Below are 13,745 nucleotides of genomic sequence, written 5' to 3'. Positions count from 1 at the left end.
TCCGCAACTCGCGCAAAGGACAAGGCGCGCCTTCGCGATAATCTAGATCCCGTGAGATCGCACGCACCGGGCGCGGAGAGCGCCCTCGAAGTCGGCCGGCTCCTCTCCGGCGACCACGACGAGCCCCACCGGATCCTAGGCGCGCATCCGGCGGCATGGGGCGAAGCCGCCGGAGCGGTCGTCCGCGCGTTTCACCCGGACGCCGTCGCGTGCGAGCTGCTCCTCGACGGTGAGACGCGGCCGATGGAAGCGCTCGGCGGCGGCCTCTTCGCCTGCTTCGTCGCGGGGCACACGCCGCCGTTCGCCTACCGGATCGCGCTCCATTTCGCCGGAGGCGGGACGTGGGAGCGCGACGAGCCGTATCGCTTCGCGCCGACGATGGGCGAGGTCGATCGCCATCTCTTCCACGAGGGGACTCACCGGCGGCTCTGGCAGGCGCTCGGCGCGCGCACGACGACTGCGCCGGACGGCACGGAAGGGGTCGCATTCGCGGTCTGGGCGCCGAACGCGCGCCGCGTCGCGTTGGTCGGCGATTTCTGTGGATGGGACGGGCGGCTCTACCCGATGCGGCGGCTCCAGGGCTCCGGGGTTCACGAGCTCTTCGTGCCCGGACTCGGGCCGGACGCCGTCTACAAGTACGAGGTCAAGACGCAGGAAGGGATGCTCCGGCTCAAGACCGATCCGATGGCACGCGCGATGGAACGCCCGCCGCGCACCGCGTCGGTCGTCGAGCGGACGACGCACGTCTGGGGCGACGGCGCATGGATGGAGCGGCGCCGCGCGATCGACCCCGCGGCCGCGGCCCTCGCCGCTTACGAGGTGCACCTCGGCTCATGGGCGAAGGCGCTCGAGCGCGAGGGACGCACGCCGAGCTACCGGGAGATCGCCCCCGGCCTCATCGATCACGTGCGGGCGCTCGGGTTCACGCACATCGAGCTGATGCCGGTCGCGGAGCATCCGTTCGACGGATCGTGGGGTTACCAGGTCTCCGGCTACTACGCGCCCACCTCACGGTTCGGGACCCCCGACGATTTCCGCGCGTTCGTCGACCTCTGCCATCGCGCGGGAATCGGAGTCATCGTCGATTGGGTCCCCGCTCACTTCCCGCGCGACGACTTCGCTCTCCGCCGGTTCGACGGGACCGCGCTCTACGAGCACGACGACCCGCGTCTCGGCGAGCATCCGGACTGGGGGACGCTCATCTTCAACCTCGGCCGGCCGGAGGTCGCGGGGTTCCTCATCGCGAACGCGATCTACTGGCTGCGCGAGCTGCACGTCGACGGTCTCCGGGTCGATGCGGTCGCGTCGATGCTCTACCTCGATTACAGCCGCAAGGAAGGGGAATGGATCCCGAACCGCGCGGGGGGGCGGGAGAACCTCGATGCGATCGAATTCTTCCGGAACCTCCACCGCACGCTCGCCGAAGAGGCCCCCGGCGCGTTCACGATCGCGGAGGAGTCGACGTCGTGGCCCCACGTGACGCGTCCGCCGGACTCCGGCGGGCTGGGCTTCGCCTTCAAGTGGAACATGGGGTGGATGCACGACACGCTCAAGTACTTCGCCGTCGACCCGATCGGCAGGACCTGGCACCACGACACGCTGACGTTCGCGATGATCTACGAGTACAGCGAGCGCTTCGTCAACGCGCTCTCGCACGACGAGGTCGTCCACGGGAAGAAATCGCTCCTCGGGAAGATGCCCGGGACCCTCGAGCAGCAGTTCGCGAACCTGCGGCTCCTCTACGCCTACATGTGGACGCGGCCCGGGAAGAAGCTCCTCTTCATGGGGAGCGAGCTCGCGCCGTGGTGGGAGTGGAGCGAGAGCCGAGGGCCGGAGTGGAACCTGGGCGCCGAGCCGTTCCACCGCGGGGTCCTCGCCCTCGTGCGCGCGCTCGGGCGCCTTTACCACGAGCACCCGGCGCTCTGGCGGCGGGACCACGATCCGGACGGCTTCCGGTGGATCGATTGCAGCGACCGCGTGAACTCGGTGGTGTCCTACCTGCGCTCCGGTGGCGACGACAGCCTGCTCGTCGTCCTCAACCTCACCCCGATGACGCACGAAGGCTACCGCATCGGCGCGCCGGAGTCCGGCCGCTACGATCTTCTGCTCAATTCCGACGATCGCGCGTTCGACGGCAGCGGGTTCGAGGTCCCGGCCTCCGTCGAAGCGGAAGCTGAGCCGCAGCACGGCCTCCCGCAGTCCCTCGTCCTGCGCCTGCCGCCGCTCTCCGCGATGATCTTCCGGCGGTCCACGATGGAGCCGGCGCCGGAACCGGCCGCTAAGAAGCGCGCGACACGTAAGGGCGGATCTTCGCGATCAAAGCGCGGAGCTTCTCCCTAGCCTCGGCCTTCCCGATGAAACCGTCCGCGCCGGCGGCGAACGATGCCGTCCGCGCCGCGGCCGAGTCGTCCGACGTCAAGACGAAGACGATCGGCGCTCCAGGATGTGTCTTCACCTGCGGGATCGCAGCGGGGCTGCCGATCGCCTCGGCCTCGAGGTCGAGGAGCACGAGATCGGGGCTGAGAAGCTCCAGGAGCTCGTGGGCTTCCGCGGCCGACCGAGCGTGGCCGACGATCTCGATCGCGGACGGCTCGGCCACTTCACGGCAGAGCGCCTCGAGCTCGGCGTGATGGTCTCCCACGAGAAGGATGCGTAGCTCGCGGGATGCGCCCATGACAGGAGTGTGGCCGCGACCGCGACGACCAGCCATAAGGGGAAACCCTACTTCAGGCGCATCGAACCCTGAGAACGCGGCGGGAGCGACCCTGGTCTCGAGCGGTTTTGTAAGAACGCGCCCGACGTTATTTCAGGACTTTGCTTTGATGACGTTCAGCGCGGACCCGGCTTTGAACCATGCGATCTGCTCGGCGTTCAGCGTGTGCTGCAGGCGCACGCGCTCCTCGGTCCCATCGTCATGCACCAGCACGGCGGTCATCTCGCGTCCCGGCGCCAGCTCCCGCGGGTCGATCGTGACCCGGTCGGTCTCGCGCACCCTGTCGTAATCCGACCCGTCCGCGAACGTGAGCGGCAGGATGCCCTGCTTCTTCAGATTCGACTCGTGGATGCGCGCGAACGAGCGCACGATGACCGCCGCCGCGCCGAGGAACCGGGGCGACATGGCGGCGTGCTCGCGGCTCGAGCCCTCGCCGTAGTTCTCGTCGCCGACGACCACCCATCTCAGGCCGCGTGCCCTGTAGTCCCTCGCGACCTTCGGCACGGGGCCGGTCTCGCCGGTGACCAGGTTCTTCGTCGTTCCCGCGTCGCCGGTGAACGCGTTGACCGCGCCGGTGAACATGTTGTCCGAGATGTTGTCGAGGTGGCCGCGGAAGCGAAGCCACGGCCCGGCGGGGGAGATGTGATCGGTCGTGCACTTCCCCTTCGCCTTGAGCAACAGCGGCACCCTCTCGAACGGTTTTCCGTCCCATGCGGTGAACGGCGTCAGGAGCTGGAGGCGCTTACTGTCGGGGGCGACGCGGATCGTGATCGTCGAGCCGTCGGCGGCCGGAGGCAGATAGCCCTGGAGATCCTTCACGAACCCGCGCGCGGGGAGGTCGGGCGCCGGCGCGGGAGCCACGAGCTTGAACGGCTTGCCGTCGCCGCCCCGGATCTCGTCGGTCAGCGGATTGAACGAGAGCCGCCCCGCGAGCGCGTACGCTGCGACGATCTCGGGGCTCGCGATGAACGCGAGCGTCTCGCGGCTTCCGTCGTTCCGCGCGGGGAAGTTCCGGTTGAACGACGTCACGATCGTGTTCTTCGTCCCGGGTTTGATCTCGTCGCGCTTCCACTGTCCGATGCACGGGCCGCACGCGTTGGCCAGGACCTGTCCGCCGACCGACTGGATCTCGCCGAGCTGTCCGTCACGCACGATCGTCGCGCGGATCTGCTCGGACCCGGGCGTGACGAGGAACGGCGTCACCGCCTTCGCCTCGTGCGCCTTCGCCTGCTGCACCACGTCGGTGACGCGCGCGATGTCCTCGTACGACGAGTTCGTGCACGACCCGATGAGCGCCACGGAGATCTCGTCAGGGTACGACTCCTTCGTGACGGCTCCGGCCACCTCCGAGATCGGCCGCGCGAGGTCGGGGGTGTGCGGGCCGACGAGATGCGGCTCGAGCTTCGAGAGGTCGATCTCGATGACGCGCGCGAAGTACTTCGCGGGATCGGCCTCGACTTCCGGATCGGGGGTTACGAGATCGCGATGCGCGGCGGCCAGCTCCGCAAGACCCTTGCGATCGGTGCCGCGGAGGTAGCGATCCATCGTGCCGTCGAACGGGAAGACCGACGTCGTCGCGCCGAGCTCCGCGCCCATGTTCGCGATCGTGCCCTTTCCGGTCGCCGAGATCGACGCCGCGCCGGGGCCGAAGTACTCGATGACCGCGTTCGTGCCGCCCTTCACCGTGAGGATGCCGCAGAGCTTGAGGATCACATCCTTCGGCGCCGTCCAGCCGGTCAGCGCGCCGGTCAGCTTCACGCCGATGATCCTGGGGTACTTGACCTCCCACGGGAACCCGGCCATGACGTCGACCGCGTCGGCGCCGCCGACCCCCGACGCGAACATGCCCAGGCCGCCCGCGTTCGGCGTGTGCGAGTCGGTGCCGATCATCATCCCGCCGGGGAACGCGTAGTTCTCGAGGAGCACCTGGTGGATGATCCCGGCGCCGGGCTTCCAGAAGCCGATGCCGTACCGGTCCGACGCGGTGCGCAGGAACTCGTAGACCTCCTTGTTGTCGTCGAGCGCCCTGAGCGTGTCCTTCTCCGCGCCCTCGCGCGCCTGGATGAGGTGGTCGCAGTGCACCGTCGTCGGCACCGCGACCCGCGCGATGTCTGCCTGCGCGAACTGGAGGAGCGCCATCTGCGCCGTCGCGTCCTGCATCGCCACGCGGTCGGGCAGGAGCTGCAGGTAGCTCTCGCCGGCGCGCAGATCGGCGCCCTCGGGATCGGCGAGATGCCCCAGGAGCACCTTCTCGGCAAGCGTGAGCGGCCTTCCGAGGCGGCGGCGCACGACCTCGAGGCGGCGCTGCATCTTCTTGTAGGCCTCGGCGACGAACTCCGGGGTGCTCTCGATCACGTTCATGCATTCCTCCGGATGAAGGTGGGCGTCGCGCACTGTACAAGAACGGCCCGAAGGGTCGCAAACGAGCGGATGAGCTGGTTGCGCCCAGGAAACCCACTTCACCGCGCCTCGCTTCACGACGAGCGCGTACTCGCCCTAAGATGCGATCAACAGGTCCCATCCTCGTCGAGGAAACCTGATGACCATCGCCGCACCGCCGCTCGCCGCCATCGTCATGCTCACGCTCACGATCGTTCCGGCTCGCGCCGCTTTCAAAGACCAGCGCATCGTCAATCCGCCGACTCAGGATCACGTCGACAAGATTCGAATCGCCGACGAGGGCCCGTTCCAGGTGTGGAACGGTAACGACGGAGACGCGCCGATCCAGGGCACGCGCCTGCTGGCCGTCATCGGCGCCCGAAAGTCCCTGCGTGTGAGCTACAGCGCCTCGATGCCGCCGCCTCAGGTGCAGATGGGAGAAGGCTGGGCCGAGGTCGTCGCCGGCGCGGGCACCGCGATGACGTTCAGCACGCCGGAGTCCGATTGCGTCCTCGACACGATTCTGTGGTGCACGTCGGGGCCGTTCACCAATCTTCCCCCTGGGACGATCGTGTGCATGTGCACGCGCACCGACGGCTCGATCTGTTGCACTTCCGACACCGGCATCTACCCGAAGCGAATGATCCCGATCGAAGGAGATCTATGAGCCATCGCCTCAAGATCGCGGCCGTCCTCGTCACGACGTGCATCGCCGCCGCGTCCGAGCCGAAGCCCTATCGCGCGGCGCCCGAGCCGAAGGAAGGGAACGAGATCGTCTTCGTGTTCGTCGGCGGCACCGGCTGCGCCTTCTGCAACGACGCCGACGTCAAGGCCGCGGTCGTGAAGGCGAAGAACATCGTCGCCGAGCGAGCGGACGCCTTGAAGCGTCCGTTCGCGGCGATCGGCGTCGCCATCGACTCCGATTTCGCCAAGGGTCTCGACTACTTGAAGCCGCTCGGGCCGTTCGACGAAGTCAAACTCGGTCGAGGCTTTTTCAACTCGGCCGTGCTCGACCTCATGGCGTCGGGCGACGACGCCTTGGTCGGGATTCCACAGGTGCTCGTCTACGAGCGAACGGTTACAACCAAGGGCCCGAAATACGACGTGACGCCGCCAAAGGTCATCGCGCGCATCCCCGGCACGGGAATCCCGCTGTGGGTCCAGTACGGGGCGAAGATCGATGCGCTGGAAAAGAAAACGCCCGCCACTTCACCATGAAGGGGCGGGCGTCAGGGAAAAACCGGCGACCCGTCGGGGGGGGAAGGCCGCCGGCCTTAGGTGGCTGAGGAGTTACCAGGGCGTTCCATCGTCGGTGACTCCGACGCTAAGCACCTTGCAAATGCTCCCGACGAAGGCAACGCCGACGGTTGTGGTCTGGTTAGCACTGAGCGCCACGGGCGCGACACTGATGACGTTCAAGCCGCCGACTCGCGCTTGAACCGAGATGTTTCCCACGACGGCGCTGCTCGCGTTGTTGTGAACGGTCACCATGACAACTGAGCCGTTCAGCGAGTAGCCGCTGACCGAGATGGAGGAGGCCGCCATCACCGGGGCCGCAGCCAGCATCACGACTCCGATCGCCATCGCCGCTGCCGCCAACCGCTGTCCCATCTTGCTGCGCATCTCCCGGCCTCCCGAGCCGCCCTGCTGTCTGGCCTTCTCGTCGCGGCTCGATGGTCAAGATGAGGCTCGCAAAATGAGACGCAATCATCGCAACCGTAAGTACAAACGTGTACTTACGTGAGATGCCGACAACCCCGGAGGAGGTAGGGGAAGGCGTTACGCGGGTGTGATTCGAGGCGGGAGAAGTAGAGGAATTCGCCAGTGTCGGAGGGGTCTGATTACAGGCTCGGCAGCCCTCACCCGGCGCGTCCAGTTGAAAATTTTTTTCTAGTGGAGGTCGTACTCCCGCATTTTTCGGTAGATCGTCGCGCGAGAGATCCCAAGTAGCCGTGCGGCTCGGTCCCGGTTACCGGCGGCCGCATCCAAGGCCCGACGAATTTGTTCCTGTTCCGTCTTCTCGAGCGACAGCATCGGACCCACCGAGCGCTCGTTGCCAAAGAATATCCGCGAAAGTTCAGGATCGGAATCGATGACGGTTCGGTCGATGGCTCCGTCGCCCGCCAGAAGCGTCATCCGCCGGAGCAGGTTCTCGAGCTGGCGAACATTCCCCGGCCACGCGTATTTCTCCATCGCATCCAAGATCACGCCATCGATGCGCGGCGCCGGCCGCTTTCGGGCAGAGGCGTTCAATTGAGAGAGGTGATTCGCCAGGAATGGAACGTCGCCGATACGCTCACGCAGAGGGGGCAACTCGACCACCACGACAGCCAGCCGATAGTAGAGATCCTCGCGAAATCTGCCGGCGGCCACCTCCACCTGGAGGTTCTTGTTCGTCGCCGCGATGACGCGTACATCGACTCTGATGGGGCTATCGCCGCCGACCCGACGGAGCTCGCCCTCCTGAAGGACACGAAGAAGGCGTGCCTGCATGGCAGGAGACATGTCTCCGACTTCGTCGAGGAACAGCGTGCCGCCATGCGCCTGTTCGAATAGCCCAGCGCGATCCTTATCGGCTCCCGTGAACGCGCCCTTGATGTGACCAAAGAGCTCGCTCTCGAGCAGGGACTCGGTGATCGCCGCGCAGTTCTCCGAGAGGAACACTTTGTCCTTACGCGGACCGCTGAAGTGAAGCGCACGAGCCACCAGCTCCTTGCCAGTTCCGCTCTCTCCTTGAACGAGAACCGTCACATCGCTGTCGGCGATGCGTTCCAGGAGATCGAATACCCGCTGCATGGCCAGCGACCGACCAACGATGTTCGAGTACTGGGCGCGTTCACCGACCGCGGCGCGTAGACGCTTGTTCTCCAACTCCAGCTCGGCACGACGTCGTGCATTCTCGAGGGCGATAGCAGCATGATCCGCGAACGCTTCGACGAAGCGAAGGTCGTCACGTCTGAACGGTCGCCCCTGTCTGCGACTGTCCAGGTACACCGTGCCGATGATGCGCCCCCGTGAACGAAGCGGGACGCACATGAGTGATCGAATGCGGAACAAACTCACGCTCTTGAAATCTTTGAAGCGATCGTCTTGCCCGGCGTCCAGTGCAAGCACCGGCTCGCCCTGCTCGGCCTGTTGAACGATCCGCCGACTGAACGCCTCAGCGTCTGCTTGTGTCTCTTGTTCCAAGTTCTTGGAAAGGCGGACTGAGAAGTCGGCACCGGTGGGTCCAGAAAGCAGAATCATGCCTCTCTCAGCGCCAACCGCGCGCATTGATAGTTCAAGGCTGGTCTCTAGGATTGACTCTGGCTCGACCTCGGAGTTCAGTGCCCGAATCATCTCGTAGAGAACTGTAAGACGCCTCAGCTCTCCCGAGTCTGCGGCGGACGCCATCAAATCACGAACCGTTCGCTGCGTTAGGAAATCATTCCGGCAGTCTGCGTCCCCGATTCGTGTCGCGGTTACCTCGAACAAGCGACGACCGGTGCGACGCTCGGCATCGGCTTCGTCCGAATAGCCCGCAGCTGAGAGGCGAGCCGCACGCAGGAACCGTCCTTCCGCAGCAAAGTACGGCAGGGCACTTTCAGACGACAATGCGAACAGCTTGTTGAGTGCACTGTCGAATGAGTCCCAAAGACCCCAACGCAGATAATTGCGAGCCAATACCAAATGTGCTCTAGCCGCCACGAGTGGACTCAATGTCTCATTCGAATTTCGGAGTTCGGCCTCCAGCCGAGTCGAGCAGAGCGAATCTTTCAATACACTGGGATCCCGAGCGTCGCGCAGCACTCTATGGCTCATCGCCGACACGCGGAGTGAGTGACTGCTTCTTTCTAATCGCGTTTCGACTTGTTCCAGCAAATTGTCGACCAAGGTGAAGTCGGGTTCTTCGATGGCGAGAAGCACCTCAGCGAGTGTCAGGGTCATCGCCAAGTACTGTGAGGTACCGACGCTCAAGCGGCCCGACTCAAGCCAATGCCTCGCGCGGGCCTGCGCTTCCAGTGGTCGACCCATGATGAGGAGCGCGAAAATCGCGCCTTCGGCGAAGTTCGCCGCGGTTTCGAGGGCGCCCGAGTACAAGGCCAATTCCTCGGCCTCAATCGACAAAGTACGCGCACGGTCTAGCTCACCCTTGATGAGCGCAAGTCGTGCCAATTGGCTTGAAACGTAACGGAGCCAGACCGGGGAACGCTGCTCCATCGCCAACGCGCGGGCTTCCTCCAAGAATCGTCTCTGTTCCGAAAAGTTTGAAGCGCGCTCCTCGTACATCGCTCGGCCGACAAGAAGGAGCGTTTCGCGATAATGCATCCCGAGGGATCTGGCGAGGGATCGTGCCTCGTCGAAGTGCTTGCTGGCATCCGGTTCGCCAAGCCGGGACTCCGCCATGAACTGCGTAGCCAGCAAATCGGCGCGCAGGCCCGAAGGCTCATCGGACAGGAGAGCGAGCCCTCGGCGAGCGCAATCAAGTGATCTCTGTTGCTCGAAGTGTTGACTGGCAATGGTCGCGATAATGTAAAACGCCCTGGCAATCGGTAAGGAGATCCCGCCTGACTCACCAACAACGCGCAATTGCTCTGCGCGTACTAACGCTGCATCCCAGCGCCCCGCCATCATCAACGCCTGCGCTTGCATCGCTCTCGCTTCGAGCCTCGATGCCTCGTCCTTCGCCCATCGCGCCACGGAGCCGAAGGCGCGCACCGCTTCGCGATGGAGCATCGCTTGACGCAGCGCTTCGGCGTAGCGCGGCCAGAGGTCGGCGCGGCGAGGGTCGCGGCGGGGGAGGAGCGTCAAGGCGAAGCGCAGGCGCGTGGCGGCTTCTTCCCAGTTCGTCGCGACTTCGGCGGCGGAAGCGGAGTCGAGCGCGGCGGCGAGGGAGCGGTCGAGGTCGCCGGCGCCGCGCCAGTGGCGGGCGAGGCGCCAGGAGACGACGCCGAAGGTGTCGCGCTCGAAGGTGGCGAAGTGGGTCGCGGCGAGAGAGTGGAGCTGGCGCAAGCGCTCGGGCGAGGCCGCGGCGGTGATGGCGTCGACGGCGCGGCGTGAGTCGGGGGAGAGCGTCGCGCCGGTGCGTCGCGCGAGGCCGGCGGCGAGGGCTTCGTCGGCGGCGCGGCTCGCCTGGTCTTCGAGGCCGGCCAACTCGCCGACGAGCGGTTCGGGGGCGTCGTCGCCGAGGACGGCGAGGGCCTCGAGCCACGCGCGCGCTTCCGCGGAGAGGACGTCGAGGCGGCGGCGGATCGATTGGAGGAGCGCAGTCGCGACGGGGACCTTGCCGCGCTTCTCCCAGACGCCTTCGACGATGAGCGATTCCGCGGCGCCGGCGTTGCCTTCGGAGGCGTCGGCGAGCCACTTCACGCGCGCTTGCGCGGAGGAGCGGCCGGCGCTCGCACGCTCGATCATCGCCTTCAGGCCGGCGTCGGTGAGCGGGGCAAGGTCGATGCGTGTGAGCGAGGGCACGATGCCGGTGTCGGCGAGGAGTTTCTTGAGCTTGGGATGGGTCAGCTCGCCGGGCCGCGTGGCGACGACGACGCGGACGGGCGCCTCGCGCGGCTCGCGCGCGATGCGGTCGACGAACGTCGCGACGGCGTTGTCGGCGCGCTCCATCTCGTCCAGCAGGACGATCGTGGGTGCTTGCCGTGCATCGGCGCGCACGCGCTCGACGAACGCGTCGGCGTCGTCGGGGAGAGCGCCCGGAGGTGCGTGGACGCGGCGGCCGGCGCCCACCGCTTCACCGGCGACGTGACGGAGCAGGCGCGACTTGCCGGAGCCGGCATCGCCGCAGAGCCAGATCACGCGCGGGGCGTCTCCGGGCTCGAGCGCGGTGCCGAGCGCGGCGAGCACGTCGTCGCGCCCGACGGGCGGGCCTGAGCCGAGGCGCGCGGCACGGTCGTCTCCGGTCTCGAGGGGGAAGTCGACCGCGGAAGCTTCGTTCAGTCGCGCCAGCGCATCGGTGGCGCTCGAGGGGCGGTCGGTCGCCTGCGAGGCGAGCAGGGCGTCGAGCCAACGCCCGAAGCCGGCCGGGAACCCCGCCGGCGGCGCGGGGCGCGCGCGGCGGCCCTCGCGCAACGCGGTCACGAAGCCGGTCATGTCCTGGCCCTTCAGGACGAACGGAGTCCTGCCGTGGATCGCCTCGAAGATGACGACCCCGAGCGCGTAGAGGTCGGTGCGCTTCGAAGGCGCTTCGCCGTCGAAGAGCTCGGGCGCCATGTACGGAAGCGTTCCTCCGAGGGCGGCGCCATCGGCGGACTGCTCTGCGTGTCGCTCGGCGGCGAGCCCGAAGTCGAGGACGACGACCCGGTGGCCGGCCTTGGCGGTCGTGCGGATGAGGATGTTGCCGGGCTTGAGATCGCGATGGACGAGACCGAAGTCGTGGAGGAAGGCGAGCGCGCGAAGGGTCTCCGCGACGATCGGCAGGAGCGACGCGGGGCCCTCGCGCTTGATCGTGTCCACGAGGGTCGTTCCCTCGACGTACTCCATGAGGAGCCTGGGCCGTCCGCTCGAAGCGTCGATCTCGAGCTCGTGGACCTCGACGAGGCTCGGATGCCGGAGGCTCGCGAGCGTGGCGAACTCCCGGGTGAGCTGAGCGGTGCTTTCGGGATCGGCGTCGAGGAGCTCCTTCAGAGCGAGCCGCGACCCGGGGCGGAGGCGGTCCTCGACGAGATCGACGCGACCCGCGCCCCCGACCCCGAGCCGACCGATCCGACGGTATCGCTCCACGCCGGCCCCCGAGAAATGCGCGCAATATACGGCGGCTCGGTTCCGATCGGAAGCCTGAACGTATCAAGTTGAGACGGCAGGATGGGACGTTAGTGTGCTGTATCGAACGAAGACGAACACATTCGAACGCGATTACCAGCCGCAGACCTGGCCCTTGTTCTGCTCGTCCAGCCACGCCTTGAGAGGCGCGAAGTACTCGAGGAGGGCGCTCGCATCCATCGACCGCTCGCCCGAGAGCGCGGCCAGCTCGTCGGGCCACGGCTTCGACGTTCCCATTGAGAGCATCGAGGCAAACTTCTCGCCAGCCTTCTTGTTCCCGTAGATCGAGCACTGGTCGAGCGGTCCCGTGATCCCCGCTTCCTTGCAGAGCGCGCGATGGAACTGGAACTGGAGGATCGCGGCGAGGAAGTAGCGCGCGTAGGGAGTGTTCGCGGGCACGTGGTACTTCGCGCCCGGGTCGAAGTCGTTCTCGGTGCGCGGCGAAGGCGGCACGACCCCCTGATACTTGAGCTTGAGGTCCCACCACGCCTTGTTGTAGCTCGCCGGGGTGATCTCTCCCGAGAAGACCTTCCAGCGCCACTGATCGACCACGAGACCGAACGGGAGGAAGGCGACCTTGTCGAGCGCCATCTTCATCAGGTAGGGGAGGTCGCTGCTCCCGGCCGGAACCTTGTCGAGGAGTCCGATCTTGACGAGGTACGCCGGCGTCGCCGAGAGGGCGATCGCGTCGCCGATCCCCTCGTGGAAGCCGTCGTTCGCGCCCTGCGCGAAGAGCGGCGGCTGCGCGTTGTACGCGCGCTGATAGAAGTTGTGGCCCAGCTCGTGGTGCACCGTGACGAAGTCCTCGTCGTTGAGCTGGATGCACATCTTCAGGCGAAGATCGTCCTTCCAGTCAATGTCCCACGCGCTCGCGTGGCAGACGACGTCGCGGTCACGGGGCTTCACGAACTGCGACCGCTCCCAGAAGGTGCCCGGGAGCGACGGGAAGCCGAGCGACTTGAAGAAGCCCTCGCCGTACCGCACGAGCCCCTTCGCGTCGACGTTCTTGTCGGCCAGGAGCTTGGTGAGGTCGTAGCCGCGATCGCCGCCCGGCGGCGCGACGAGGGGATAGACGTTGCCCCAGCTCTGCGCCCACAGGTTCCCGAGGAGCTGCGCGGGGATCGGCTTGCCGGGAGGGACGAGCGCCGGGCCGTACGTCTCCGCCAAACGGCGGCGGACGTAGCAGTGGAGCGCGTCGTAGAGCGGCTTCACCTGCGACCAGAGACGGTCCATCTCCTTGGCGAAGGCGGCGGGCGGCATGTCGTAACCGGAGCGCCAGAGCGCGCCCAGGTCGTCAAAGCCGATCTCGCGAGCTCCTTCGTTGGCCAGCGTCACGAACCGCTCGTACTTCGGACGGATCGGCTTCGCGATCGCGTGCCAGCCCTCCCAGATCTCGGTCAGCTCCTTCGGGTCGCGGCTCGACGCGAGCCGCTCGGAGATGCCGCCGATGTCGAGGCACTCTTTGCCCGGCGGGCAGTACTTGGCCTTGCCGTAGATCCCTTCCATCTGCGCCGCGATCTCCGACAGCTCGCGGCTCTTCGCCGGGTCGGACGGCGCGACGAGCGAGAGCGAGATCGGCAGCAGCCGGAACTTGCGCGCGACGTCGTCGGGAAGCGTGAGGCCCTTGAACCGCTGCGCTTCCTTGGAGAGCCGGACCGTTTCATCGATGACCTTCTGACGCGCCTCGGCCTGGATCTTCTCCGTGTCGTCGGTGATGAAGGTCTCGTACACCCACGAAGCGCGCTCCGCGTCGATCCAGAGGGAGAGGAGGCTCGACTCGGCACGCTCGATGAAGGCCTTGGCCTCCTCGGGTGTCGGCGGCTTGTCGGCCGGCGCGGCGGATGCCGAGCGCAGGCAGAGGACGGCGGCGAAGGCGACAGCGAGACGACGCAACATGGCGGCC

Annotated in this window: 8 protein-coding genes; 3 read left to right on the top strand and 5 right to left on the bottom strand. The window is 66.6% G+C overall.

Translation table 11 applies throughout. The features are described 5' to 3' along the window. Positions 1–51: 51 nt before the first annotated feature. Positions 52–2,340 (top strand): 1,4-alpha-glucan branching protein GlgB, encoded by a 2,289-nt coding sequence (glgB, locus tag VFV19_08660; GenBank protein HEX4824370.1) that lies wholly within the window; start codon positions 52–54, stop codon positions 2,338–2,340. Here glgB and VFV19_08655 read toward each other — a convergent pair. Both VFV19_08655 and VFV19_08650 read right to left on the bottom strand, forming a co-directional pair. Then, on the bottom strand, positions 2,279–2,674 hold the full coding sequence (locus VFV19_08655; GenBank protein HEX4824369.1) for a response regulator: 396 nt from the start codon (positions 2,672–2,674) through the stop codon (positions 2,279–2,281). The two genes, glgB and VFV19_08655, sit on opposite strands and share 62 nt — an antisense overlap. Positions 2,675–2,806: 132 nt before the next feature. Further along, entirely contained in the window at positions 2,807–5,074 is a 2,268-nt protein-coding gene (locus VFV19_08650; protein ID HEX4824368.1) for an aconitate hydratase, read from the bottom strand. A 178-nt stretch (positions 5,075–5,252) separates the two neighbouring features. On the opposite strand from VFV19_08650, the gene VFV19_08645 reads away from it, so the two are divergent. Beyond that, the gene (locus VFV19_08645) at positions 5,253–5,759 is read left to right on the top strand and encodes a hypothetical protein (GenBank protein HEX4824367.1); all 507 of its coding nucleotides are present in this window, start codon (positions 5,253–5,255) and stop codon (positions 5,757–5,759) included. Beyond that, positions 5,756–6,310: a hypothetical protein gene (locus tag VFV19_08640; GenBank protein ID HEX4824366.1), complete on the top strand. Its 555-nt coding sequence runs from the start codon at positions 5,756–5,758 to the stop codon at positions 6,308–6,310. The genes VFV19_08645 and VFV19_08640 overlap by 4 nt, the downstream gene beginning before the upstream one ends. A gap of 72 nt (positions 6,311–6,382) precedes the next feature. On the opposite strand, the gene VFV19_08635 is transcribed toward VFV19_08640, so the two are convergent. The 3 genes from VFV19_08635 to VFV19_08625 form a co-directional block, all read right to left on the bottom strand. Further along, entirely contained in the window at positions 6,383–6,715 is a 333-nt protein-coding gene (locus tag VFV19_08635) for a hypothetical protein (protein HEX4824365.1), read from the bottom strand. Between the two features lie 267 nt (positions 6,716–6,982). Beyond that, the gene (locus VFV19_08630; GenBank protein HEX4824364.1) at positions 6,983–11,803 is read right to left on the bottom strand and encodes a sigma 54-interacting transcriptional regulator; all 4,821 of its coding nucleotides are present in this window, start codon (positions 11,801–11,803) and stop codon (positions 6,983–6,985) included. Between the two features lie 132 nt (positions 11,804–11,935). Beyond that, the gene (locus VFV19_08625; GenBank protein ID HEX4824363.1) at positions 11,936–13,738 is read right to left on the bottom strand and encodes a M2 family metallopeptidase; all 1,803 of its coding nucleotides are present in this window, start codon (positions 13,736–13,738) and stop codon (positions 11,936–11,938) included. Positions 13,739–13,745: the final 7 nt, after the last annotated feature.

This window comes from Candidatus Polarisedimenticolaceae bacterium, assembly GCA_036275915.1.
Lineage (GTDB): Bacteria > Acidobacteriota > Polarisedimenticolia > Polarisedimenticolales > DASRJG01 > DASRJG01.
This window is presented reverse-complemented; position numbering and strand designations above follow the sequence as displayed.

What these genes read in the sequence shown, in the direction of transcription:
- VFV19_08655 (HEX4824369.1), bottom strand. Translation starts at nt 2,674, where the DNA reads ATGGGCGCATCCCGCGAGCTACGCATCCTTCTCGTGGGAGACCATCAC.
- VFV19_08635 (HEX4824365.1), bottom strand. Translation starts at nt 6,715, where the DNA reads ATGCGCAGCAAGATGGGACAGCGGTTGGCGGCAGCGGCGATGGCGATC.
- VFV19_08650 (HEX4824368.1), bottom strand. Translation starts at nt 5,074, where the DNA reads ATGAACGTGATCGAGAGCACCCCGGAGTTCGTCGCCGAGGCCTACAAG.
- VFV19_08645 (HEX4824367.1), top strand. Translation starts at nt 5,253, where the DNA reads ATGACCATCGCCGCACCGCCGCTCGCCGCCATCGTCATGCTCACGCTC.
- VFV19_08640 (HEX4824366.1), top strand. Translation starts at nt 5,756, where the DNA reads ATGAGCCATCGCCTCAAGATCGCGGCCGTCCTCGTCACGACGTGCATC.
- VFV19_08625 (HEX4824363.1), bottom strand. Translation starts at nt 13,738, where the DNA reads ATGTTGCGTCGTCTCGCTGTCGCCTTCGCCGCCGTCCTCTGCCTGCGC.